The 24,664-nt window shown below is 42.7% G+C and carries 21 protein-coding genes; 10 read left to right on the plus strand and 11 right to left on the minus strand.

Annotated elements, in window-relative coordinates:
* The first annotated feature begins 535 nt into the window (after positions 1-535).
* The 4 genes from psbD (at position 536) to FD723_RS24490 (ending at position 3,750) form a co-directional block, all read left to right on the plus strand.
* A complete protein-coding gene (gene psbD / locus FD723_RS24475; protein ID WP_179066789.1) occupies positions 536-1,591 on the plus strand; it encodes a photosystem II D2 protein (photosystem q(a) protein) in 1,056 nt (351 codons plus the stop codon).
* Positions 1,575-2,966 (plus strand): photosystem II reaction center protein CP43, encoded by a 1,392-nt coding sequence (gene psbC / locus FD723_RS24480; RefSeq protein WP_179067687.1) that lies wholly within the window; start codon positions 1,575-1,577, stop codon positions 2,964-2,966. Before psbD ends, psbC begins: the two co-directional genes overlap by 17 nt.
* 130 nt (positions 2,967-3,096) lie before the next feature.
* The gene (locus FD723_RS24485) at positions 3,097-3,282 is read left to right on the plus strand and encodes a PCP reductase family protein (RefSeq protein WP_179067688.1); all 186 of its coding nucleotides are present in this window, start codon (positions 3,097-3,099) and stop codon (positions 3,280-3,282) included.
* 21 nt (positions 3,283-3,303) lie between these two features.
* Positions 3,304-3,750, plus strand: coding sequence for a Uma2 family endonuclease (locus tag FD723_RS24490; protein WP_179067689.1), 447 nt, complete (start codon positions 3,304-3,306; stop codon positions 3,748-3,750).
* 18 nt (positions 3,751-3,768) lie between these two features.
* Here FD723_RS24490 and FD723_RS24495 read toward each other — a convergent pair whose 3' ends face one another.
* A complete protein-coding gene (locus tag FD723_RS24495; RefSeq protein ID WP_179064892.1) occupies positions 3,769-4,875 on the minus strand; it encodes an IS630 family transposase in 1,107 nt (368 codons plus the stop codon).
* A 131-nt stretch (positions 4,876-5,006) separates the two neighbouring features.
* On the opposite strand from FD723_RS24495, the gene FD723_RS43030 reads away from it, so the two are divergent.
* Entirely contained in the window at positions 5,007-5,138 is a 132-nt protein-coding gene (locus tag FD723_RS43030) for a hypothetical protein (RefSeq protein WP_256874914.1), read from the plus strand.
* Positions 5,139-5,158: 20 nt separating this feature from the next.
* Here the strand turns inward: FD723_RS43030 and FD723_RS24500 are convergent, their stop codons facing one another.
* Positions 5,159-5,995 (minus strand): SWIM zinc finger family protein, encoded by an 837-nt coding sequence (locus FD723_RS24500; protein ID WP_179067690.1) that lies wholly within the window; start codon positions 5,993-5,995, stop codon positions 5,159-5,161.
* 181 nt (positions 5,996-6,176) lie between these two features.
* Positions 6,177-10,820 (minus strand): SNF2-related protein, encoded by a 4,644-nt coding sequence (locus FD723_RS24505; protein WP_179067691.1) that lies wholly within the window; start codon positions 10,818-10,820, stop codon positions 6,177-6,179.
* A gap of 143 nt (positions 10,821-10,963) precedes the next feature.
* Between FD723_RS24505 and FD723_RS24510 the strand changes: the two genes are divergently transcribed.
* Together FD723_RS24510 and FD723_RS24515 are read left to right on the plus strand one after the other, a co-directional pair.
* Positions 10,964-11,509, plus strand: a complete 546-nt coding sequence (locus FD723_RS24510; protein ID WP_179067692.1) for a GNAT family N-acetyltransferase — start codon at positions 10,964-10,966, stop codon at positions 11,507-11,509.
* Between the two features lie 101 nt (positions 11,510-11,610).
* Positions 11,611-13,767 (plus strand): polyribonucleotide nucleotidyltransferase, encoded by a 2,157-nt coding sequence (locus FD723_RS24515; protein WP_179067693.1) that lies wholly within the window; start codon positions 11,611-11,613, stop codon positions 13,765-13,767.
* A 171-nt stretch (positions 13,768-13,938) separates the two neighbouring features.
* Here FD723_RS24515 and FD723_RS24520 read toward each other — a convergent pair whose 3' ends face one another.
* From FD723_RS24520 to FD723_RS24540, 5 genes are all read right to left on the minus strand, one after another.
* Positions 13,939-15,171: a DUF1501 domain-containing protein gene (locus tag FD723_RS24520; RefSeq protein WP_179067694.1), complete on the minus strand. Its 1,233-nt coding sequence runs from the start codon at positions 15,169-15,171 to the stop codon at positions 13,939-13,941.
* Positions 15,172-15,506: 335 nt separating this feature from the next.
* On the minus strand, positions 15,507-17,042 hold the full coding sequence (locus FD723_RS24525) for a DUF1800 domain-containing protein (RefSeq protein ID WP_179067695.1): 1,536 nt from the start codon (positions 17,040-17,042) through the stop codon (positions 15,507-15,509).
* Between the two features lie 4 nt (positions 17,043-17,046).
* Complete coding sequence (locus FD723_RS24530) at positions 17,047-17,490, minus strand: Spy/CpxP family protein refolding chaperone (protein WP_179067696.1); 444 nt, start codon at positions 17,488-17,490, stop codon at positions 17,047-17,049.
* Positions 17,491-17,502: 12 nt separating this feature from the next.
* The gene (locus tag FD723_RS24535) at positions 17,503-17,850 is read right to left on the minus strand and encodes a hypothetical protein (protein ID WP_179067697.1); all 348 of its coding nucleotides are present in this window, start codon (positions 17,848-17,850) and stop codon (positions 17,503-17,505) included.
* 83 nt (positions 17,851-17,933) lie between these two features.
* Positions 17,934-18,530, minus strand: coding sequence for a sigma-70 family RNA polymerase sigma factor (locus FD723_RS24540; protein WP_179067698.1), 597 nt, complete (start codon positions 18,528-18,530; stop codon positions 17,934-17,936).
* Positions 18,531-18,715: 185 nt separating this feature from the next.
* On the opposite strand from FD723_RS24540, the gene FD723_RS24545 reads away from it, so the two are divergent.
* Positions 18,716-18,967 carry a hypothetical protein gene (locus FD723_RS24545; protein WP_179067699.1) on the plus strand — a complete coding sequence of 84 codons (252 nt, stop codon included), beginning with the start codon at positions 18,716-18,718 and terminating at the stop codon, positions 18,965-18,967.
* A 298-nt stretch (positions 18,968-19,265) separates the two neighbouring features.
* Here FD723_RS24545 and FD723_RS24550 read toward each other — a convergent pair whose 3' ends face one another.
* Positions 19,266-19,961, minus strand: a complete 696-nt coding sequence (locus tag FD723_RS24550; RefSeq protein WP_179067700.1) for a DNA-3-methyladenine glycosylase — start codon at positions 19,959-19,961, stop codon at positions 19,266-19,268.
* Between the two features lie 400 nt (positions 19,962-20,361).
* The gene (gene ada / locus FD723_RS24555; RefSeq protein ID WP_179067701.1) at positions 20,362-21,444 is read right to left on the minus strand and encodes a bifunctional DNA-binding transcriptional regulator/O6-methylguanine-DNA methyltransferase Ada; all 1,083 of its coding nucleotides are present in this window, start codon (positions 21,442-21,444) and stop codon (positions 20,362-20,364) included.
* Positions 21,445-21,840: 396 nt separating this feature from the next.
* On the opposite strand from ada, the gene dnaN reads away from it, so the two are divergent.
* Positions 21,841-23,004: a DNA polymerase III subunit beta gene (gene dnaN, locus FD723_RS24560; protein WP_179067702.1), complete on the plus strand. Its 1,164-nt coding sequence runs from the start codon at positions 21,841-21,843 to the stop codon at positions 23,002-23,004.
* A gap of 199 nt (positions 23,005-23,203) precedes the next feature.
* Here dnaN and FD723_RS24565 read toward each other — a convergent pair whose 3' ends face one another.
* On the minus strand, positions 23,204-24,250 hold the full coding sequence (locus FD723_RS24565) for a hypothetical protein (RefSeq protein WP_179067703.1): 1,047 nt from the start codon (positions 24,248-24,250) through the stop codon (positions 23,204-23,206).
* Positions 24,251-24,463: 213 nt separating this feature from the next.
* Here FD723_RS24565 and FD723_RS24570 point away from each other — a divergent pair, with 213 nt between their 5' ends.
* The gene (locus FD723_RS24570) at positions 24,464-24,610 is read left to right on the plus strand and encodes a hypothetical protein (RefSeq protein ID WP_179063520.1); all 147 of its coding nucleotides are present in this window, start codon (positions 24,464-24,466) and stop codon (positions 24,608-24,610) included.
* Positions 24,611-24,664: the final 54 nt, after the last annotated feature.

Here is a 24,664-nt window from a genome sequence, read left to right on the forward strand (position 1 = left end):
CTGACTGGCTCCCAATTGCAAGCGCCGTGTAGACAGATGCCGGGGTTTTTTACCCAAGTTCGGTACGGTCACAGGCTTCAGTGCAGGAGTCAGTATTACCTCCTGCCTCCTGCCCCCTGCCTCTTTTTGACATCTTGGAAAAAAGTTACCTACATACGTCCATTTGCATTAATTTTTTTTAGATTTCTGAGAAAAGTTGTGTCAAATTGTAAAAATTCTGATATTCATATTATTTATAAGGTTCGTGTTTCATAGCTCATTTGCTTCTGTGTATCAGGCAAAAACCCTGAGTAGTGTGATAAGTTAAGAATCATTAAGTTACCACAAGCTAGATTACTAGCCGATGGTACGTGTAATGTCATAACCCTGAGAAATAATGACTTAACTAGTCAGTAAGCTCTCAGAATCTCAGTTGCTTAAAAGCAGTTGAGATTGTCAAAAAAAACGTTAATTCCTCACGGCAGTCGGTTACACTTGCTCTCCGTACCGCCTTAGAAACGTTGCAATTTTAGTAAAAAAAGAGGATTTTAGTCCGATGACCATCGCAGTTGGACGTGCCCCCAGTAGAGGGTGGTTTGACGTTCTTGACGACTGGCTCAAGCGCGATCGCTTCGTATTCGTAGGTTGGTCAGGGATATTATTATTCCCCTGCGCCTTCCTAGCACTAGGCGGTTGGCTGACCGGCACCACCTTCGTCACCTCTTGGTACACCCACGGATTAGCCTCCTCCTACCTAGAAGGAGCGAACTTTCTGACAGTGGCAGTATCCACCCCCGCCGACAGCATGGGACATTCCCTATTGCTGTTGTGGGGGCCAGAAGCCCAAGGCAACCTCACCCGTTGGTTTCAATTGGGTGGCTTGTGGCCATTCGTGGCCCTGCACGGAGCCTTCGGTTTGATTGGCTTCATGTTGCGGCAATTTGAAATTGCACGTCTAGTAGGTATCCGTCCTTACAACGCCCTCGCCTTCTCCGCTCCCATCGCGGTATTCGTCAGTGTATTCCTGATGTACCCCTTGGGACAATCAAGCTGGTTCTTCGCACCCAGCTTTGGCGTGGCAGCAATTTTCCGGTTCCTGCTATTCCTGCAAGGCTTCCATAACTGGACACTTAACCCCTTCCACATGATGGGAGTTGCGGGTGTATTGGGTGGTGCTTTATTGTGCGCCATTCATGGTGCCACAGTTGAGAATACCTTGTTTGAAGACGGCGATGGTGCTAACACCTTCCGCGCCTTCAATCCCACCCAATCAGAAGAAACCTACTCAATGGTGACAGCAAACCGTTTCTGGTCACAGATTTTCGGTATTGCTTTCTCAAACAAGCGCTGGTTGCACTTCTTTATGTTGTTCGTGCCAGTCACCGGTTTATGGATGAGTGCTGTCGGCATCGTCGGTTTAGCACTCAACCTGCGGGCTTATGATTTCGTTTCCCAAGAATTACGGGCGGCGGAAGACCCGGAGTTTGAAACCTTCTATACCAAAAACATTTTGCTGAACGAGGGTATCCGCGCTTGGATGGCTCCTCAAGATCAACCCCACGAACAATTTGTATTCCCTGAGGAGGTATTACCACGTGGTAACGCTCTCTAATAGACCAAATATCTTAGGCGGCGCTGGACGCGACCAAGAATCCACTGGATTTGCTTGGTGGTCTGGTAACGCACGTTTAATTAACTTATCTGGTAAACTACTGGGTGCCCACGTTGCCCACGCTGGTTTGATTGTATTCTGGGCTGGAGCGATGACTTTGTTTGAAGTCGCTCACTTCATTCCTGAAAAGCCCATGTACGAACAAGGCTTGATCTTGTTACCTCACCTCGCCACTCAGGGCTGGGGTGTTGGTGCTGGTGGTGAAGTCATCGATACCTTCCCCTACTTTGTTGTCGGCGTACTCCACTTAATTTCCTCAGCCGTCCTTGGCTTTGGCGGTATCTATCATGCCGTTCGTGGCCCAGAAACCTTAGAAGAATATTCTTCTTTCTTTGGTTACGACTGGAAAGACAAGAACAAGATGACCAATATCATCGGGTTCCACCTGATTATTTTGGGATTCGGTGCATTGCTGTTAGTGCTAAAAGCAATGTTCTTTGGTGGATTGTATGACACCTGGGCACCAGGCGGTGGTGATGTTCGGATTATTACCAATCCAACATTGAACCCAGCAGTTATCTTCGGTTATGTAATCAAGTCTCCCTTTGGTGGTGAAGGCTGGATTGTTAGCGTTGATAACTTGGAAGATGTCGTTGGTGGTCACATCTGGATTGCCTTTATCTTAATTTCTGGTGGTATCTGGCACATCTTCACCAAGCCTTTTGCTTGGTCACGTCGTGCATCCATCTGGTCTGGTGAGGCTTACCTTTCGTACAGCTTGGGCGCTCTTTCACTGATGGGCTTCATTGCTTCCATCTTTGTTTGGTTTAACAACACCGTTTATCCAAGCGAATTCTTTGGCCCTACTGGCCCAGAAGCTTCTCAAGCTCAGGCTTTGACCTTCTTGATTCGTGACCAACGCTTGGGTGCTAACGTCGGTTCTGCCCAAGGCCCTACAGGTCTAGGTAAATACCTGATGCGCTCTCCAACTGGTGAAATCATCTTCGGTGGTGAAACCATGCGCTTCTGGGATTTCCGTGGCCCTTGGTTGGAGCCTCTACGTGGTCCCAATGGTCTTGACTTGGAAAAAATCAAGAATGATATTCAGCCTTGGCAAGCTCGTCGCGCTGCTGAATACATGACCCATGCTCCTCTAGGTTCTTTGAACTCCGTGGGTGGTGTGGCTACTGAAATTAACTCTTTCAACTACGTATCTCCTCGCGCTTGGTTGGCGACTTCTCACTTCGTACTAGGATTCTTCTTCCTAGTTGGTCACTTGTGGCACGCTGGTCGCGCACGGGCTGCGGCTGGTGGTTTTGAGAAAGGAATTAACCGTGATACTGAACCAGTGATGTTTATGAACGACCTCGACTAGGTTGTAAGATTTATTTCATCACTGACAACTAAATTATTTAGAGGCTCTTGCATAAAAGCAAGGGCTTTTTTTGTAGGAGAATTAATAATCTATTGATTAAATCGAGCAACTTACCAAGGTAATTAATACCATGAGCGATTCCAATTTTATTGATGCTTTGCGATGGACAGATGAAGCAAAGGAAAAGTTACAAAATATTCCCTTTTTTGTTCGCGCTCAAGCTAGAGCCAGAATTGAACAACTAGCTCGTGAAGCAGTCCAAGAGGTTGTTACCGCTGATTTGGTAGAACAGGCTAGGCTTGAGTTTGGACAATAAAACATTCTGGAGGTCGTAACAATGACAGTCGCCAAGAATCGAGCCGACCGAGTAATGCTTTATGACATTAGCTGGGAACAGTTTGAAAATCTTCTAAAAGACTTGGGAGAGCATCGGGCAGCAAGGTTAGCTTACGATCGCACTACCTTAGAAATTATGACACATTTACCTGAACATGAATATTACAAAGAGGTAATTAGTATTGCAGTTCAAGATATCGCTGAAGAGTTGGCTATAGACTATGAAAGTTATGGCTCGACTACCTGGAAGCGAGAAAGCCGAATGGCAGGGGTAGAATCAGATAACTGCTTCTATTTCCAGAATGAAGCTGCGATTCGGGGTAGATTGAATCTGGATTTGAGACAAGACCCACCGCCTGATTTGGCACTGGAAATTGATGTTACCAGTAAGTCTTTAAATCGTTTTCCCATTTATGCCTGCCTGGGAGTACCAGAACTATGGTGTTAAGCTGCTACGCATCTAAATTTAATAAACGGCATTGCCTTTATTTTTAATCTTGCGCTCCCATTTAATAATAAGGCCTCCTTCATTTAACAATTTATTTAACAAATCTTCTAGCTGTGATACTGACTCAAACAATCTATGAGCTATATATTCTTTTGCTGAATGCCAAACCAATTCTATTAAATTATAATCTGGGCTATAAGGTGGTAGAAATTCCAGGATAATATTTGGCATTTCCTCTTTGATATAAGCTAAAATATCTTTTCTTTTATGAAAGCTAGCATTGTCTAGAATAATCACTATTTTTGCCGAACAATCATTGAAGTTATCAATTAGATTACCTTGCTCTACCCATTCCTGTAAGAGAAAGTTGTTCAAAGATTTAAGCTGCTCATAAAATACATCTGCATTTCCCTTTTTTATCACAAAATTAATTCTCTTTTTGTCGTGATAACGTAACCCTCCCATAATATTTACTCTTCCTCTTCTCCTTTGCCCTGTGATTTTTCTTCTTGTACCTTTTTTACCCCAATTTTTTCTTCTTATTACTCTTAAACTGAATCCGCTTTCATCCCAAAACCATACCTGCAAACGCTCTGGTGCAACATTTGTTATTCTTAAATATTCTGATAATTTTTCTTTAAATGCCTTACGTATTTCAGGATTCTGTTTATCCTCTAGGCTATACTTTGCCCAAAGGTAAACGTACTTTTTTCGCTCTAATATTCTCCTAACTTGAGAGCCACTTAATTTAATTCCTGTTTCCTCTTCCATATAAGTTGCACATCTAGCTGCTGTCCATCGACCAAATTCATATCCATATTCTACTGGGTCTTTTTCAATTATTTTTAATAGCAATTCTTCATATTCTTTGGTAACTTTACGGAAATTACCTTCTCTTCTTCCATCTAAAAAACTTTCTAGATTATCTGGGTCTCCGTGAACAGCCCAATATGCTACTGTTGGATATGCAATATCTAAAAACTTACTAATCTCGTGATAGGTTTTTCCATCATTCATTAATAATAAAATCAGAATCTTTTCTCTTACGTAGGGATTTTCATGCTCTTTTAGCGTTTTTAATAGCCGTTCCTTTTGCTGTTCAGAAAGATGATTTTTTGCTGGCATAGGTGGCTGATATAAGATTAATTCCTTAATCTCATATTATACAATCAAGATGCGTAACAGCTTATGATTCCGGTGAACTCAAGATTTATCTCCTACAAAATGGGGAATATGTCGAGTCAGAGAAGAGTCTGGTGTTTCCTACTTTAGCAATTCGGGATCTGCCGAAACTGATTGAGCAAAATCGGGCAAATGGCAGACGGGCAATTCGTCAGGCGGTTCGGGAATGGGTGAAGATTGAACTACCCAATCAACCTAATTCATAATTACGAATTACGAATTAGTATCAACTTCCTCCTATATTCATCGCTGTTAAAAAAGCCTTTTGGCTCACATCTCTATAAACTGTATTTAAATACTTCATTACCACATCACTTGAAGTTGAATTTACTGAATTTTCCTCTTCTTTCGCAAGAGGGATTGCTCCTAATACATCTAATACCGTCTCACTTGTGGACGGTGCAATTACTACCAAGGATGACTCTAATGGCTCATTATATTGCCAGAAAGAATCAACTTTTACCAAGTATTTGTTATTAGGAATTGACTGTTGAATATCGGGCGTTTCTGTAGTGTTTGGTTCAATCTTGGCACTACGTAATTGACGTAAATCGCTGATAATTTGCTCTTTGGTGCGTCCGCGCAATTGAAATAGTACAAAGGGGTCTTCACTGAAGCGATCGCCTAACTGATAGTATATTGCACCAATATGTTTACAGGGATTTGCTTTGTCAGGACAAGAGCATTTACTCTGGACATCAGCCAGGGTAAAAGGAAATATCGAAAGGCCATTAGCCGTAAAGACTTCTTCTATATTTTGTGGCATTTCTCCTGCTAGTAGCTTGGCAGCAAAAATTGCCCTTTGGGACATGGTTTCAATTACATAGCCCCATTGTTCATCAGTAAATGGTTCAAGGGAAAGGGAAACTTTATATGGTTCAACTTCACTACCTTGCACCCTAGCTAATACTTTTGCACCTTTAAATTCGATACTCAAAACGTTTCCTTGACGAGCATAATTTCTCGCACGTTCTAAACGCTTTTTAAAACGATAGGAATCTAGCAAATCTAGCCATTGTTGTGACCACCATTCTCGACTTGCTTGTAATGTGTAATTAGTCATAAATTGATTTAAAAACTTAGTAGTGTGCTGCACCAATTTTTGCGAGTTGGTAGTGAGCGATTTATCGCTCAATTCAAGGACTAAAGTCCTTACCCTTCGGGTTCGTTAGTCGCTCATGGGGTAAACTACCTTGGCGTTAGTCTCTCCCTTTGGGAGAAGACCACGCTAACTCACTACAAACTTATTCTGTATCATCGTCAATTACTGCACTGCGATCGAGTAGTAGTAAGTTACGAAGTTGGTCTGTATCCATTTCTGTTAACCACTCTTCACCCGCACCTACAACTTGTTCTGCTAGTTGTTTCTTACTTTCAATCATGTCATGAATTTTTTCTTCTAAAGTGCCAGTGCAAACAAACTTATGTACTTGTACATTCCGGGTTTGACCAATCCGAAATACTCGGTCTGTGGCTTGATTTTCCACGGCTGGATTCCACCATCTATCAAAGTGGAATACATGATTGGCACGTGTTAAATTCAGTCCTACTCCACCTGCTTTTAGAGAAAGAATCATAATCGGTGGTCCTTGGGGATCGTGTTGGAAACGATCGATCATTTCCTCACGTTGTTTTTTACTGGTGCTGCCATATAAAAAGAATATTTCTCGCCCAAGCTGTTTTTCTAAATAGGGTTTAAGTAACTTACCCCATTCAGCAAATTGTGTGAAGATTAAAGCTCTATCGCCTTCTGCTAAAACTTCTTCTAACATTTCTTCTAGCCGCAGAAGTTTGGCTGAATTATGTTGATCTAATGTTGCCTGTTTCAAATATTGGGCTGGGTGATTGCAGATTTGTTTGAGTTTAATTAGTAAAGCCAAAATCATCCCCCGACGTTGCAATCCTTCAGCAGATTCTATTTCTACTAAAGATTGTTCGACAACTTGTTGATAAAGTGCAGCTTGTTCACCAGTTAAACCGCAAAATACGGTCATTTCTTGCTTATCTGGCAAGTCTTGAATGATGTCGCGATCGCTTTTCAATCGCCGCAGTATAAATGGTTGCACTAATGAACGTAATTGGCCCAAAGAAGCCGTATCACCATACTTTTCTATTGGCATGGCAAATCGACGCTGAAAAAATTGCTTATTGCCTAAATATCCGGGATTGAGAAAATCTAAAATAGACCATAATTCTTGCAGTCTATTTTCTACTGGTGTCCCCGTCAATGCAATACGAAATGTAGCTTCTAATTGCCGCACTGCTTTTGACTGTTTCGCCTCTGGATTTTTCACATTCTGGGCTTCGTCTAAAACAATTATCTGCCAAGAGACACTTTGCAATGACTTGATATCTCGATGAAGAAGCGAATAGCTGGTAACGATTAAATCGTGTTTTTTTACGGCTTCTAAAAATGCTTTACCTTTTGGACGCTTGTCACCGTGATATTGCAAAATTTTCAAGCTGGGTGCAAATTTATTGACTTCCCTTTCCCAGTTGCCTAAAACCGAAGTTGGGCAAACTAGCAGTGTTGGATTTTCGAGTGCATCCTGTTCTTTTAGATGTAGCAGAAAGGCGATAAATTGGACAGTGTTATGGCAAATAATATTATTAGCAACAAAATTGTGATGTTCGCTAACTTCAAAGTCATAAACCCATCCCTCATAATCTATCTCTTCTATAGATTCAATCCGGCAATAAAATACCTCTTGATCGAGAAGACATTGCAAAGACTGTCTTGTTAAGCTCAACTGTTCTACATCTAGCTTGCTATATGCTGACAAAGTTTGAGTTGTCCATTTAGAAGGTTTTAGTAGCTGATATTGTTCTTGGGCTTCTCCACTAATCATGCGGTTCATCCCAGCTATTACTCGCTGTAAACTATCTCTAGAAAATTGCTGTGAACCATTAATGTAAACAGTGTTGTGCATCCCAAAATGCCGCAATGGGAGTCCCGTTGCTATGACTGTTTTGGCAACCATATCAGAAGCAGGAATTCCTTCAATATTTGTGTTGCTGACTAGTTGACAAATTTGCTCTAACTTACTCTGTTTTTCTGAATTATCGAAACCAATTTCTTGCAGAAATCTGCGAGCCGAATTTCCTCCAATTACACCAATATAGTATGTGCGGAAAGTGCGAGTTCCATTAGTGGTACATTTCAGTTTGGGCGATATTCGTAACCAAATACCGAAGCGTCGCAACAGTGCAGAAAGTTGCTGAATTAGTAAAGCTGAAGCTGTAGAAATCTCAATACTCCGCATACTAAAAAGAACGGCAGACTCAGCATCGAAATAGTTTTGTAAAAATATCCGCACACTATCCAAATCTGCCTGCATGATGAAGGGCGGAATAGATTTTTCTGCCGATAGTTTACCCCAAACATAACCTTTAGCTTCTAAGAATTCCCGATAGGCTTGGCTATTAACTCGAAGAGAAGCAACTCTGTTAGGGAAAGTAGAGATATTAGGGCTGTTAATTTTGAGGTTATAGCGCTTTTGAATGCGTTGGCAAGTCTGGAGTAAATCCTCTAGTACTCTGGTGTCTTTTTGGGATATTGTGACTCTTCCCACATCGGTTAGTTCATGCCCTTCAGCAATCTGCCAAGCGAGAAACTTGACTAAATCATGGTCTTGTGGTTTTCCATTCCAAAGGGTTTTACCTGGTACACAAACGTAATCACCCACCTGTAAGTTATTTGTCCAACCTTTACTTGTCAGCAGTTTGTGACGATGAGTAATAGTGATACTATTACCATCTTCTAGAGTGATTTTTCGTAATTTTTCGCTAACTTGCTGCCGATACAACCGCCTGATATTAGCTGGGACTATTTTGCCTGTTGTTTCATCTATAGAATTAACTATTAATTCCTCTGTGGGGTTAGTCCAAAATCCTTCGCCGTCAAACTCTGTTTCTCCAGCGTGAGTTTTCCAGATTGTCTCGGCTGTGCGTAACAGTCCATTTACATTTACTAGAGTATCATTCGCTACGCATTTACCGAGTCCCATATCGTCGGCGAGACACGCACCTAAGCCCCAACGTTCCAAGAAAGACAGCCAAGCAGCGCCTCGTTCTTGATAAGGTCGCAATTGCCCTTTAAAGCCTGCTGGTGTGGGTAAAGGTGCGATCGCTTGATTATTATTTAATGCCCCAATCAACTCTTGCAATGCGCCAGATGCATCAAAGCTGACCACTGGTAACTTTTCAATTGCCTGAGTATCTCCTGTACTCAGACGCAAAGCGTCTTCCAGGGAAAGCGCCATTTGGTCTTTGCGAGTGGTAAAAAATGTTTGGGCTGTTTTAATGTCTTGGGGGCGTAATTCTACCCACTCGCCATTAATTTCCACTAGCGGACTATTTAAAGCCACAAGTTTATCAAATTCAGCTTTGGAGATAGTTTGTCCACCAATTGCTAATTGCCATTGGAAATTTAGTAGACTCTGCAACCCTAAACGTCCCTGCTTTCCTTTTGGGGTTTCGGCTGTAATTTTCAAACCCAAACGATTCGCCCATCCTTCCCGATTCGCTAAACTAGGAGGCAAAATAACTCCTAAACCACTGTCTTCCAACCTCCAAGCTACAGCTTTGATAAACTCATAAGCTTGAATGGGGGTAAGACGAGAAGATTGGGGATATTCCGTTTCAAAGCTGGGTGCGATCGCTGGATACAATCGAGAAGCTACCCCCAAACCTCGCAAAAATGTTTCTTGTGGTTGGTCAATTGTCCGATTTTCATAAACCAATCTTTCAACTGGATTGTTCCAAATAGTCGCCGCATCCACTAAAAACTCAGGATCATCAGCCGCTTGCAGAAAATATGCCAATGTCCAATCTGTTTCGCCAGATTCAGGAGAACGCAGTTGAAAACAGGTACGAAATAGAGTTTTAAGAGTTAATTGGTATTGTAGCGGCATAGTCCAGGCCTTCAATGCCGCTTCCAATCGTTCCACTTCAATGGCATCTGCATTAACTGTATGAGATGCACTAGTTAACGCTTGCAACCACTGTCGCACCCCACCTGGTAAAGATGCAGGTTGAGAACCCGTCATTTCTCGCACTTGGGCATCTATCGTACTGTTAAGAAATCCCAAAAGTAATTCTTGAGGTTCGATGGGGAAGTTTACATAAGATAGGGACTGGGGATTAGGGATTGGGGATTGGGAAAACTCTTCTCCAGTCCCCATTCCCTCTTGATAAGTGCGGCAAACCAACGGCATGGTTGCAGAAAATTTTTCTAGGCGGGTTCCATCTACAGCACTATCTAGAAGTACTTGCCATTTAGCAGCAAATGCACCATCTGATTGTTGGTCAATTGTTGGTAAAAACTTACATCGTGAGATTAAATCTAAACTCCAACGGGCAACTTGCGACCAAAAGCGTAAATCTCCACCTAAAAAGGCATCTTCCCCTTTAGCAGCATTTAAGGGAACAGCAGCGAGAAATTTTACTGCTTCGCTGGGGTTGAGACAAAAACCCTCAACTCGCCACGGTTGCAAATATTGCGGGGAGTCTGTATTTTCCCCCAAGCTGGCAGAATGTATAGGGAAAATTGCTACTGTTCCTTCGCTATTAACTTCTGGGATATAAGTTGGTAGGGCAATGATTTGAGAGTGCGTTGGCAAACTGATCTCAGTGGCACTGGCGGCTTTGCGTGTTTGCCCAGTAGTTGCGAATGCAACTTGGGGTTTCTGGATGAAGTTGGTAATTGCCATATTCTGGGAATGCAGCCACTCACTCAACTCAACCGATGTCATTGCCAATGGATGTAGTGCTATGTCTCCAGATTCATTAGACTCGGAATTTACTCGTGGCGATCGCCAAGTTTCCCCCCAAATAAATAAACAACCATTTTGATTTTTTAGTAACCAATTACAGTGTAAAATCGCCATTTGCTAACTACTCAAATTTTCCCAAAACTCTAGAATTTCAATCACAATTATTCTACTTTTTACATCTTTTCAAGAAGATTTATTGCCCAAATTTCTCATATAATAAATATTTAAGTAATTATTCCACATAAACATTGTTAATAATGAATTTTCCCCTAGTTAAAGTTTTAAAAAATGGGATATTAGTAGAACTGGATTATATGCATCCTCAAGAGCATGAGGTTGTCAGATCGTTACTCAATGTTGTAATTTCTGAAGGTAAAACCTATCCCCAAAAGCAACCTCTCTCTTCTACAGAATTTTCAGCTTACTGGTTAAGTAAGGATGCCTTTGTTGTCAGGACATCTGTTGTAGATCCTACACACAAGTCAAAAGAAATATTAGGGGCGTTTTATTTAAAGCCAAACTTTCCCGGTCGGTGTAGCCATATTTGCAACGCTGGTTTTATTGTACAACCAGCGTTACGCGGTCAGGGCTTAGGGCGGTTCATGGGAGAGTCTATGCTTTCAATCGCAGCAAACCTGGGCTATGAAGCAGTAATGTTTAATTTGGTCTTTGAGACTAATATACCTTCAATTACACTTTGGCAGTCGTTAGGATTTGAGATTATTGGGCGAATTCCGGGTGCGGCGAAGCTAGAGAATGGGCAGGCGGTTGAGGCGCTAATCCTGTATCACACTTTGGGTTGAATGACTTGTCTATCTTTGTATGTACTAGAAGTCAGCCATAGGGCATAAATGTTAGGATTGCCACAGAAAGAGAATAGCGAAAGAGAAGGAAAAAAAACTGAATGGCAGAAGTTGATAAGTCAATATCCTTCGATGGAAGGGATATTCGACTGAAAGTAGGCCTATTAGCTCCCCAGGCAGGTGGGTCGGTTTTGATAGAATCAGGGGACACATCCGTTTTAGTGACGGCTACGCGATCGCAAGCCAGAGAAGGCATTGATTTTCTTCCCCTTACTGTAGATTATGAAGAAAGGCTATATGCCGCTGGTAGGATTCCCGGCGGGATCATGCGGCGCGAAGGTCGTCCACCAGAAAAAACAATTCTCACCAGCCGTCTTATAGACCGTCCCATGCGTCCTTTGTTCCCCTCATGGCTAAGGGATGACTTGCAAATTATTGCCTTAACGCTGTCGATGGACGAGTTAGTTCCACCCGATGTGTTAGCAGTTACAGGCGCTTCGATTGCTACCCTGATTGCCCAGATTCCTTTTAATGGGCCAATGGCAGCAGTGCGGGTTGGTTTAGTGGGAGATGATTTCATTATTAATCCCACTTATGCAGAAACCGAAGCGGGAGATTTGGATCTGGTAGTAGCAGGTTCACCACATGGCGTAATCATGGTGGAAGCGGGAGCCAATCAGTTGCCAGAGCGAGATATTCTTGAGGCGATTGACTTTGGTTATGAAGCAGTGCGGGACTTAATCAAAGCGCAGCAAGATTTAATTGCAGAATTGGGTCTAGTAATAGTGCAAGAAGCACCACCAGAAGTAGACCAAACGTTAGAAAATTATATCCGTGATCGCGCCAACGGTCAGATTAAGAAAATCCTGTCTCAATTTAGTTTGACCAAACCCGAACGCGATGCAGCTTTAGATGTCGTCAAGGATGAAATTGCCGCGACGATTACTGAACTGCCAGAAGAAGACCCCATTCGAGTTGCCGCAACTGCAAATAAAAAGGCACTTGGTAACACTTTTAAAGATATTACCAAATACTTCATGCGGCGACAAATCATCGAAGATAACGTCCGCGTTGATGGTCGTAAACTCGATCAAGTGCGTCCGGTTTCTTGTTTAGTTGATGTCTTACCAAAGCGAGTCCACGGCAGCGGTTTATTTAACCGAGAACTAACTCAGGTATTATCAACTTGTACTCTGGGTACACCTGGGGATGCTCAAAACCTCAACGATGACATGCAGCTAGATCAGCACAAGCGTTATCTGCATCATTACAACTTCCCCCCCTTCTCAGTCGGTGAAACCAAGCCAATGCGGGCCCCAGGAAGGCGTGAAATTGGTCACGGGGCATTGGCAGAACGAGCGCTAATCCCTGTGCTACCGTCAAAAGAACAATTTCCCTACGTGATTCGCATCGTATCAGAAGTACTTTCTTCCAACGGTTCCACCTCAATGGGTTCAGTCTGCGGTTCCACCCTCGCCCTGATGGATGCTGGTGTACCAATTCTCAAACCCGTTAGTGGCGCGGCAATGGGTCTGATAAAGGAAGGCGACGAAGTACGAGTTCTGACCGATATCCAAGGCATTGAAGACTTTTTGGGCGACATGGACTTCAAAGTTGCCGGGACGGATACCGGGATTACCGCCTTGCAAATGGATATGAAAATCTCCGGTTTGTCTTTGGAGGTGATAGCCCAAGCCGTCCACCAAGCCAAAGCAGCCCGGTTGCATATTCTAGAGAAAATGCTTGCCTGCATTGACACACCACGGACTGAAACTTCACCCTATGCCCCACGTCTGTTAACAATCAAGATTGATTCAGACATGATTGGTTTGGTAATTGGGCCTGGAGGCAAGACTATTAAGGGGATCACAGAGGAAACTGGTGCAAAAATTGACATCGAAGATGATGGCACCGTGACAATTTCCGCTGTGGATGAGAACAAGGCCAAGAGAGCCAGAAATATCATCCAAGGCATGACCCGCAAGTTGCACGAAGGGGATGTCTATGCAGGACGCATTACTCGGATTATACCGATAGGTGCATTTGTGGAATTTTTGCCTGGAAAAGAAGGCATGATCCACATTTCTCAACTAGCTGACTACCGCGTTGGCAAAGTTGAAGATGAAGTAGCGGTGGGCGATGAAGTGATTATCAAAGTGCGCGAAATTGATAACAAAGGTCGGATTAATCTTACCCGCTTGGGTATCCACCCAGATCAAGCAGCAGCAGCAAGAGAGGCTGCGGCGGTGAATCGGTAACTCGATTTGGGATTTTAGATTAGATTAAATCTAAAATCCGCGATGCCTACTGTGAAGGCATCGCCGTATGCTTCTCTAAATTAGTTGCACAAAATTTATTAAGAGAAAGTAATCAGAATCGAATTAATGAAACTGATACCTGTCAATATTTTCAACGACTATGGAATAAATTTACTTGATAATTAACGCTACTTTCTCAGTAGAAACGTAATTTGGCAAGACGTGATTCAATTTTGCTTCGTTGAGATGCAGATGATCTGACAACACAGCAGAGATCACATTCCGAAAATCAGTAGTAATAGCCAAGTCCCTACCTTGGTAAAGTTGGGTTGTAGATAGACCAGGCCATTCACCATAAACTTTACCACCGCGAATATTACCACCCAAAACCCACATAACATTCCCGTGACCGTGGTCGGTACCACCATTATCATTTTGCTTGACTGTACGACCAAACTCTGAAATCACAACAATTGTCGTATTCTGGTAAACGCTCCCTAAACCTTCAACTAAAGCGACCAAACCTGAACCCAACTTTTTGAGGTTGCGAGCTAATAGTCCTTGAGTGCTACCTTGATTGACATGGGTATCCCAACCTCCTAAAGCCATAAACCCTAACTCAATTCTGGGGTCTTTGAGCATTAATTGTGCCAATCGTTGAGCATCGCTGGCGAAGCCATCAGGTGAAGGCGCGCCATTATTCGCCATTTTCATTTCACTATCTAGGTCATTCATGATCGCCTGACGCGCCATCCGTCCCTGTTGATAGGTCTGACTTAAGGCATCATTACCGCCATAAAGTTGGTCAAATGCTGCTGCTAATTGAGGACGATCTATTGGCAGAGGCCTGTTAGCATTTCTTCCTGATGCTATGTTAGCTACAGGCATCCGTCCAGAAAGAATCCAGGGTGTTGTTTCTCCGACACTTACCGCTTGGATGGGTGTTTTTTGAGAAATCACACCTAGTAAACGATTCATCCAACCATCCTGAGTATGTTTATCACCAGGGGTAGCGCTTTCCATGTATTCTTGAGCATCAAAGTGAGAACGAGTTGGATCGGGAGAACCACAAGCATGAACAAAGGCCAAACTCTTCTGTTGCCAAAAGGGCATCAAAGAATCTAATGCTGGATGCAGTCCAAAGCGTCCATCTAAATCTATTACTCCCCCTTCCTTCCCTGGTTGGGGAATAGCAATTTGCGGTCGGGCTTGATAGTAGGCTGTCTCTGAGTAAGGAACCACGACGTTTAAACCGTCTACTGCTCCCCGGAGGAAAATTACAATTAAGCGCTTCTGGTAACTGTTTGGGGTAGCGGATCTAGCTATCCAAGCATTGCTGCTTAGGGCTGTGATTGCGGAAGCTGAAAAAATTCCACCTTGGATTAGGAAGTTACGTCTTTTCATAATTAAAATTACTGAGTTATGGCTGTTTCAAATTCGCTTCTGTGTCTCAGCTAGAACTGCTATGTCAACAACCTAGTTCTAAAGACACTGCTACTTTTAGGGATAAGCTTTAAAGTCAAATGGCACTAAGAAAAGCTCGAAAGCTTGTGTAGCCTCGTTCCCAGCCTCCAGGCTGGGAACCAGTTAGGGCAAACAACCCAGTTCTAATACCTTTTTTCTGGTTTTACCTGCTGAATGTGGGTTCTAAAGACACTGTTATTTTTAGGTGTAAACTTTAAAGCGGTGTTGACCAGACCACTTAATAAGTTGAGTTTTATAACTTGACTAGTGTGTAATTAATGATGCATAAATTCTGGACTGCCCAAAATTAAAGCACTATGAATTTGAGGGGAACTAGAGGCGATCGCTTCCTGCGTTTTTATTGACAAAGAATTACCCAATGTATTGGTTAGTTGCCAAGCATCTACAGGAATACTAGGAGACTTTTGTAAAGGTTTTTGCCCTGCGCCGATTTGCTCCCTCTGTTCTATATTTGCGGGAATAGTTGATAAGGGTAAATTGCCATTAGCGATCGCCACAGCAAAACTGAGGCGGCGATTCATTGCATCAGGATTTAACCACACATCTGCCGTGTTTTTGTAACCATCTGGAGTTTGGCAACCGTATAGAGGCATTCCCAACTGTTGCAGCAGATTGGAGATTGGTTTTGTGTTCTCCACTTCCACACCTGTGGCTCGCACCGCAGAGATCGCATATTGATAGGGTGTTTTAAATTTGGCATTAAAGTTTTTGGCATCCCAGAACTCCCGACTGTGAAATAGGGTGTTGAGAACTTCACGAATATTGCCATCAGTGGCCAGATAACGGTGTGTGAGATTGTTTACCAGAGTCGTTGGGGGAAGATCGCTGACAAAATATTGAGCTATCTGATAGCTGATATGACGTGCAGTTGCCGGACTGTGAGCCAAAATATCTAAAGCTTCCTCTCCTTGGGATTCACCACCACTTTTAATTGTGTGTCCCAGGAAAACTTTGTCACTAAAATCATGACGTTTTGGATTGAAGTAAAATCCGAAAGTATTATCTGTCTGTTGACCAGGACGAATGAAACCCCAACCACTTAAAATCCGCGCCAGAGTAATTACATCTTGCTGAGTATAACCTCCATCTACGCCGAGAGTGTGTAATTCCATCAGTTCGCGGGCGTAGTTCTCATTCAAGCCGCGAATATTACCTTGGGCATCGGGGCGATTGTCAGCCCGATTTTGAAAGTTGTCTAGATAATACTGCATAGCTGGATGATGAGCTGTTGCCCCTAACAGGTCACGAAAGCGACCCAAAGCGTAAGGTCGAATCGCCTGTTGTTCATAAGCTCCTACCCAGAGGCGATCGCGTCCTTTAGCAGCATCCACATTAAAATGGTTATACCAAAAGTCCACCATTACTTCCTGGAGTTGTCGGGGACTACTAGTTGCTTCTAATAATCGCCCCTGGACTGCCTCATCTAGCACTTGTTTCGCCCACTTATTGGCAGCTTTTCTTTCTGACAGGGTGGGTTTTTGTCCTGGAAGATTAGTTGTGCCATGTTCTGAAAGTTCCACCGGATTTAAGTAGAGAGTATTTAGCTGCTTCAGTTGGCTAGTAAGACTTTGCGGTTCGGGAATCGATTCCGGTGAGAGTTGCTCCTGAATGTATCGCTCTACACCCAGAGACTCCACTCTTTGCACATCTCCCGGACGAGGGCCAAAGCTGAGGCGATTAATTATATGTAATACTTTTGGGTCAACAGGTATGGAGGCTGCATTACTAGGAGGAATTGACCCCAGTAATACCAACAGCAACAATACCCAAGATTTAGGCTTTAGAGTCATAGAGTTAATTGTGCTGTGCGGGAGGATTTTTCTTATACATGCGATCGGCAAATTTCTGCCGTTGCTCTGGGTTCAAGATTTCCCGAATCGCAAGGGTATTTTCAAACTGGGTATCACTAAGCTGCTGCTTTAGAAGGTTAATTTGGTTATATTTACCCCGCACTTGCTCTTTAGTAGCTGTCCCTGCGATCAGATCGTGTAATTCCTGTTGCCCTTGACGGATTTCCTGTGATTTTTGGGCTATCTGCTGTTTAGATTGATTACGAATTTGCTTAATCTGTTGCAATTGCTGGGATGTCAAGTTTAAATCCTTGAGCCATCCCCCTGATTTAGCACGGGGGTTTTGGGCAATGACTTGGTGTGAAATTAAAGTTGGCTTGGCCAGAGCAATAGTGCTACCAAGGGCAATCATCGCCGCCGCCAAAATGGAAACACGACGGATTAACATCAAAGCGATCTCCTATTCAGTATCTAAATCTGTAAAATGCCATACATCACTTTCTAGATGTTCGTTACTGACTGTACCTTGCCAATTGCTTTCAATAAAACCTTCCAATGTGGCAAATTCAGCCGGACTCGGTTGAACCGGGATGAAGGCACGGTAGCCAGCGATCGCAGCTACTAATCCAGCTGCAAGAGTAGGTAGAACTAACCTCGGTCTTGAATAGTGGCGTAAGGGTGGCTGAGTGTAAGCTTTCACCTGTTGTAAAATTTGTTGTTCTAAATCAGGCGAGGCTGGCGGAACATCTGGGCGATGTTGGCACAGAAAATTAACTAGATCAGGATCATCATTGGGTAACTGAGTCACGTTGCTTCGCTCCGAATTCAAAATTCAAAATTAATGATCTCCATAAATATATTTAGTTGCTCTGTATCATGAGTCGTTTTCGGTCATAGCTGCACCCCTTGGTTTTGGAGAAATTGACGCATAGCAGCACGAGCATGGAATAGGCGTGACTTAACTGTTCCCAGGGGAATGTCCAGAATTTGTGCTACCTCTTTTTGAGGTACTTCTTCCAAATCATGCAAAACCAATATTGTGCGATGGTCAAAACTTAGGTTTGCTAGTCCCCGTTGCACAAGGTCTTGATAATGCAGATTCATTAACTCTGGGGCTTCCTGTTGGGTAGGAGTTTTTTCACTGAGAATCTGTAATTGAGTTCGCCTTTGAACATCTGCCTGTCGCTGGTCATAAGCGACGTTCCAAGCGATTCGGTACAGCCAAGTGGAAAATTTTGCTGTTTGGCGAAACTTGGGCAATCCTTTCCAGGCTTGCAGAAATACTTCCTGCACCACATCGTCGAGGCTGGCAGGAGTACAGAGTTTATAGAGGATTGACCTGACTCTTTGCTGATGGCGACGGTAAAGCTGACCGTAGCTTTGGGTATCACCTCGTAGGCATTGCTGTACTAGATAACTGTCAGATTCGCTTTCTAATTCACCAATCAATTGATTTGCTTTTGAAACCTTGGCTGGTACAACTAACACCTGAGGCGTTCTCCTCTATCCGTTTCGTTGCTTGTATTTATTAGACCGGATGAATGGGAAAAAGGTTCAAATCAGATCCACGCCACACAATGAGCAATTAAGAATTTGTCTCCCCTAATTGAACCTTTTGTGAAAGGAAAAAGTCTAAAGCTATAGATTTCTGGTTCAATCAAAGGTATGTCTTTATGAACATGAAAAGAATTCTCTCATCTTGTTTGTTAGGTGTTTTGTTAACTTCGAGTGTTTTAGCAGACCGTGCATCTGCTCAAGTAGAAGTCATTCTAGGAAACAATCACCGACATGAGTGGCACGAACGAGAACAAGCGAGGCTGGCTTTGTTACGTAGAGAGCGTGAACAACGTGAGCGCCGTGAATGGGAACATAGACAACATGAAAAACGTGAATGGCGCTTAAGACATGAGCATGACTATCGCTAATAAATAGACTTTCTCATTCAGATGGGGTAAAACGTTATATCGCAAGCTGTAGGGGCAATTCATGTAGCCGAAGGCTTCCCGCAGGGTACATTGGTATCAACTTAAGCTGAAACTCCTTTAAAACCTCGTTTCCAGCCTCCGGCTGGAAATGCAACTCAAAAGCGGCTCTGCCGCAAGTTCGAGAGGCGGAGCCTCAAAGACGAGCATTCCCAGTCTGAGACTGGGAACGAGGCAATCTCAAAGCTAGTTCTAGTCTTGCTTTCACGTTAAGTTTACACCAATGATTCATGAATTGCCCCTACGGCTGTACCTCACGTAAACGAGAACCGCTATAAGCAGAATTAGCATTACTTAGGTAGTAGTGCCATAGAAGTCTTGCCGCAACTGCTCGCCACGGTCGCCAGTGCTGTGTCATTGCTTCTAGCTGTGCTGGTGTTGGACGCGTCGCCAATTTTTTGAGTCGCTGTAATGCGATCGCGATCGCTAAATCGCCTTTGGGAAAGACATCAGGACGTTGCAGCGCCATTAGCAAATAAATATCAACTGTCCAGTCCCCTATCCCTTTGAGGCGCTTTAACTCAGTTCTGATAGTAGTTTCATCCATTATTGCCAGCTTGGTTAAGTCAAGCTGACCAGTTGCAACCGCATTCGCCAACCCACGACAGTATAGAATCTTTTGCCGACTAAATCCAATCCCTTTTAATTGAGCATCATCCAATGTCAGAAAGTTTTCTGTCGTCAGAGTTCCAACAACCCCACAGAGTCGAGTAAATACAGCCTTTGCCGCTGCTAAAGAAACTTGCTGTTCCAGAATTATGCACAGAAGCGTTGCAAAACCCGGTTCTCTTGACCATATTGGTGGAGGCCCCAGCGTCTCTAAAATCCCAGCCAAATCGCTGTCAAGATTGGCAAGCACCATTAGACCACGGGTCAGACTTTCTTCAGTCAATGATTCTAGTTCAGGTGTTTGTGCGGCTGTTTCTTCCAATGTCATTTTTCAGAAATTTCAACCTAAAAAGAATTAGGATACAGAGCAAGTTCATTGATTTATCGAACAGAATTCAGGAGTCAGGAGTCAGAATTCTGAATGAATTATCTATGACTATTCTCACCGGAGCTTTCGGAGTCTTCGGCTTTGCCCCTGAATTCTGACTTATTCTTCAAGAAAATTGTAATTTTTAACAGAACAGAATTCAGGAGTCAGTCGTCAGAATTCATACTGAATTCTGACCGAAAAAGCAGATGAATAAACGGGTTTAAGTCCCCCACCAAATTGAAAAATTGGTGGTCTACAATTAGTTGCGGGTCTAAATCCCCAACTAATTGCATTCTGACTCCTGTTAGCGGTAGCGGGGCGTTTAGCCCATTCTGACTCCTGAATTCTTTTTTAATTTTTAATTTTTAATTTTTAATTCCTCTTTGGGGGTTGATTCTTGTGTGAGCAGTTTTTGTTTGCGTTCAATTCCCCAATGATAACCACCAAGACTGCCATCACTTCGCAGTACACGGTGACACGGTACAATCAACGCTATCGGATTAGCTCCACAAGCATTTCCCACCGCGCGGACTGCTTGGGGTTTGGCAATATCACAGGCGATATCAGTGTATGTACGTGTTTCACCATAGGGAATTTTTTGTAATGCTTGCCAAACCTGTTTCTGAAATGCTGTACCGCGGACATCAAGTGGTAAATCGAGATGTACCTCACCTCCTGCAATAAAGTCGAGGATTGCTTGTATCCATTCCTTGTGTGTGTGGTCATCACGCATAATCTGCGCTTGATGAAATTCCTGATTCAAGATGTGTTCAAGCTTGTCTGCTTCATCACCTAGTTTAACGGCGCAGATACCCTTTTCTGTTGTTGCCACAAGCAAATATCCTAGTGGACACGGAGCGATCGCATAGACAATACTAATTGTCTTTCCAGCTTGTTGGTAAGTCTTTGGTGTCATTCCCAGTTGTTTAGGTGCTTTCTCATAGAGTTGACTACTTGAACCATATCCTGTGTCGTAAACGGCGTGAGCAATTTCTTCCCCTGACTGAAGACGCTGTTTCAATCGTTGGCTACGCAGCGCATCTGCATATTGAAAAGGCGATACACCAATTATTTGCTTGAATCTCCTTTGTAAGTAACTAGAACTCATTCCCACTTGAGAACATAGTTCCGAAAGGGTTGGGATGCGATCGCCTTGTGCTTCAATATATCGACATACTGCTAAGACTTTGGCTGTGCTTGGAACTGTTTCAGATTGTGGTTGACAGCGCTTACAAGCTCGAAAACCTGCAATTTCAGCCTCTTGTGCTGATTGGAAGAAACAAACTTGATTACGATTTGGTCGGCGACTAGGGCAAATAGGCCGACAATAGATGCCTGTAGAGCGAACACCATAAAATAGCTTACCTGCAAAACTGGGATCTCGATTGAGAACTGCTTCCCAGAGAGTTTTTTCTAAAAGTTGTGTCTGTTGTAATTGCATTGATGCCTCTGCTGCAATTTCTGGTAAATCATCGGGCGATCGCTACGTACTAAACTTGATACAGGAGTTTGCAAGTAACTGAGGTACAAAAGAGTTTCTATCTCCTGCCTCAAAAAACGCCATAACACTAGATTAAGTCTATTGAAAAACTACTTTCTATCTAATTGTTGCGATCAAAGTCGGCTCAGTTTGGTGTAACTACGGTTAAACGATATTACATTCGATGCCTGTGGTGTTATCGTTGCGATCGCATTTAATTGCCGAGAATAATTATGATCGGCGACTCCCAAATAAAAAATATCCTGAGATAGACATCTTGTCTATCGTTTTTAAACACGTAACACGTCTATGAACAATAAGGGTGTTAGGATATCTTTCACCAGCTGAATCTGACTTATGAAATTAGTTTGCTCCCAAAGCGATCTCAGTACAAACCTCTCACTCGTTAGTCGTGCAGTACCTTCACGGCCGACTCATCCGGTACTTGCCAATGTGCTGCTACAAGCGGATGCTGAAACTAACCAAGTCAGCTTAACAGCCTTTGATCTCAGCTTGGGAATCCGCACCAGTTTTAATGCTGAGGTATGGCAAAGTGGCGCGATCGCACTTCCTGCTAAATTACTTGTAGACATCACCTCTCGTCTTCCAGAAGGCGAAATCACTCTCGATGATGAATCAGCCCTTACAGGTGCAACATCCGGTGGAGAAGGTTTAATTGTTACACTCACACCCAAGAGTGGACATTACCAAGTCCGAGCAATGGGGCCAGAAGAATTTCCCGAACTCCCTGTAATTGAAAATACAGAAGTAATCCATCTCACCACCACCGCATTAATTGAGGGATTACGCGGTTCATTATTTGCTACCAGTGCTGATGAAACCAAGCAAGTACTGACCGGTGTGCATTTAACAGTTAAACAAGATACCTTAGAATTTGCAGCTACCGACGGACATCGCCTCGCAGTAGTAGAAACTAGCAACGAGCGTCCTTTAGGTGGAACGACTCAACTAGAAGTAACAGTACCAGCTAGAGCATTACGCGAACTCCAACGAATGCTAGCTCATAGCGCTTCGTCAGATGAACCTGTAGCTTTATATTTCGATCAAGGTCAAGTTGTGTTTGCATGGCAAAATCAACGCTTGACTAGTCGCACATTAGAAGGGCAATATCCCGCTTATCGACAACTAATCCCCCGCCAATTTGAGCGACAATTGACCATTGAACGGCGACAATTTGTCAGCACTTTAGAACGGATTGCTGTGTTAGCCGATCAAAAAAATAATATTGTCAAGCTCAGTATTGATAGCGAAGCCCAAGAAATTACCTTATCTTGTGAAGCTCAAGATGTGGGTAGTGGTAGAGAGTCAATGCCAGCACAAATTTCTGGTGAAAATATCGAGATTGCCTTTAATATTAAATATTTGATGGAAGGTTTGAAAGAGTTACCATCTTCCGAAATTCAAATGCATTTAAATCAAAGCCTAACTCCAGTAATTTTTACACCATTGGGTGGTTTGAAAATGACTTATTTAGCTATGCCGGTGCAACTGAGAAGTTAGTATTTGTGAGAGGTTAAAATAGAGCACCTTTTATCAATAAGTTAAAATCCTCAAAATTTTCTTAATAAAATGTGAGTTTGACGGCTCATGTAGTAACTGCTCAATTAGCTTAACAAAGAAAACTCTAAGAGCTTTTACTACGCAAAACCGTCCCTCTCCAACTCGAAGAGGGACAGACTTGAAAAACAGTCTCAATTGCTCATTTTATCCCGGAAAGTAGCTTTTTCCGCTCATCTGAGTCTTTCCGACAATATCCACTCAAATTATTCAATTTAGGGGTAAGTTTTGATATGTCTCCTCTGTAATTTTTACACATCCAATCTAGAATGTTTTTATGCTTTTCATCTTTAATTGCTGCATACAAAGTCTCACATATCGTTGCAGCCTCAATTCTTTTATTAATTTCTTCTTGCTCAAGTTCAAGCTTGTCTTTCGAGTTTGCAGCACAGAACAGCCAATTAAAACAGTAAACTGAGGGAAGAGTATCATTAGGATGGTTTTGTTCCCACAATGAAATTGCAACATCTAAATTATTTTTAGCTTCTTCCCAATCAGGATTTTCTTGATCTTTCAGGGCATAGCCAAGCTGTGCGTAGAAGCGGCAGCGTGCATTTTTGTATTTAGAGTCGATCAATGCCTGAAAAATTGGAATTGTTCTCTCGATGATTCCATTTTTATTGTGGCCATTACGACGCGCATCTTTAGCCATTTTATAAATAGCTTCTTTTGCTGACGATGATGCATTACCAATCTTTTTACTTAAATCATCCAGGTTGACGTTTTTATAACTGGTCTCACTCAGTTGAAGATCGACACAACTTTTTGCTTCGGCATCTGCCTTATCTAATTCATCAATTTTTTTAGCTTGATCGTCAATTTTTTCAGAAAGTTGTTCAACTTTCTCTTTGAGAGTAACTTCAACAGAAGTAGGAGTCAATTTTGCAGATGAAATTCTTTCAACCACTTCTTTAAATTTGATATCTGAATTAACGATTAGCAATATCACGAGAATCCCCATATCTACGGGCGTAAATCGTTTTTGTCCTACCTTTCCTAACGGAATACAGACTAAATAGATTGAGATTAAAATTACAACTATATGCTTTAATACAGCTGCTAGACTTATATTCTTTTCATTATCAGATGTAGCTGCAACAGAAGAATTGTTTAATTGCATAAGAAGAATGTTCCCGATCAATAATATTGTTTGATTTGCTTTGAGTAAGCTGTTTGCAAAATTAAACATCTTAACTGTCTTTTCTAGTCAGATGCTTTTCGTACCCTAGAAGAGGCTATTTATAAAGTAAAAATAAAATTACCGTAGGAGAGCCAGTGCGTTGCAGAGTTTCCCAACGCTATATTTACTTTATAAACGATCCCTAAGCATTAAGGACTCTTCAAAAATGAACTGTCCAACTGCTCTTTATTTGCTTCAAAAGAATAAGAGGTTTTTCCGGAAATGAGCGATATTTTCCAATGCACAGGCAATCAAATTTTTACCCACACACGTCAGACTAAAAACTTGGCAGAGTCGGCACGGGCAGCCGCCGATTTTGTGCGAGAGAAAACATTGCATCAGCTTGGTACTGCGAGCCAATACACTTAATTAAAATTAAACCTCAAGGAATTGACGATGGCTACACCGGCCGTTAACGTAGCG

This window comes from Nostoc sp. C052, assembly GCF_013393905.1.
In the GTDB taxonomy this organism is placed as follows: domain Bacteria; phylum Cyanobacteriota; class Cyanobacteriia; order Cyanobacteriales; family Nostocaceae; genus Nostoc.

Bases quoted from the DNA above. Each gene is read 5' to 3' on its own strand.
- dnaN (WP_179067702.1), top strand. From the start codon at position 21,841: ATGAAATTAGTTTGCTCCCAAAGCGATCTCAGTACAAACCTCTCACTC.
- ada (WP_179067701.1), bottom strand. From the start codon at position 21,444: ATGCAATTACAACAGACACAACTTTTAGAAAAAACTCTCTGGGAAGCA.
- FD723_RS24495 (WP_179064892.1), bottom strand. From the start codon at position 4,875: ATGCCAGCAAAAAATCATCTTTCTGAACAGCAAAAGGAACGGCTATTA.
- FD723_RS24505 (WP_179067691.1), bottom strand. From the start codon at position 10,820: ATGGCGATTTTACACTGTAATTGGTTACTAAAAAATCAAAATGGTTGT.
- FD723_RS24550 (WP_179067700.1), bottom strand. From the start codon at position 19,961: ATGACATTGGAAGAAACAGCCGCACAAACACCTGAACTAGAATCATTG.
- FD723_RS24485 (WP_179067688.1), top strand. From the start codon at position 3,097: ATGAGCGATTCCAATTTTATTGATGCTTTGCGATGGACAGATGAAGCA.
- FD723_RS24500 (WP_179067690.1), bottom strand. From the start codon at position 5,995: ATGACTAATTACACATTACAAGCAAGTCGAGAATGGTGGTCACAACAA.
- psbD (WP_179066789.1), top strand. From the start codon at position 536: ATGACCATCGCAGTTGGACGTGCCCCCAGTAGAGGGTGGTTTGACGTT.
- FD723_RS24510 (WP_179067692.1), top strand. From the start codon at position 10,964: ATGAATTTTCCCCTAGTTAAAGTTTTAAAAAATGGGATATTAGTAGAA.
- FD723_RS24520 (WP_179067694.1), bottom strand. From the start codon at position 15,171: ATGAAAAGACGTAACTTCCTAATCCAAGGTGGAATTTTTTCAGCTTCC.
- FD723_RS24530 (WP_179067696.1), bottom strand. From the start codon at position 17,490: ATGTTAATCCGTCGTGTTTCCATTTTGGCGGCGGCGATGATTGCCCTT.
- FD723_RS24525 (WP_179067695.1), bottom strand. From the start codon at position 17,042: ATGACTCTAAAGCCTAAATCTTGGGTATTGTTGCTGTTGGTATTACTG.
- FD723_RS24515 (WP_179067693.1), top strand. From the start codon at position 11,611: ATGGCAGAAGTTGATAAGTCAATATCCTTCGATGGAAGGGATATTCGA.
- FD723_RS24570 (WP_179063520.1), top strand. From the start codon at position 24,464: ATGAGCGATATTTTCCAATGCACAGGCAATCAAATTTTTACCCACACA.
- FD723_RS24490 (WP_179067689.1), top strand. From the start codon at position 3,304: ATGACAGTCGCCAAGAATCGAGCCGACCGAGTAATGCTTTATGACATT.
- FD723_RS24545 (WP_179067699.1), top strand. From the start codon at position 18,716: ATGAACATGAAAAGAATTCTCTCATCTTGTTTGTTAGGTGTTTTGTTA.
- FD723_RS24565 (WP_179067703.1), bottom strand. From the start codon at position 24,250: ATGTTTAATTTTGCAAACAGCTTACTCAAAGCAAATCAAACAATATTA.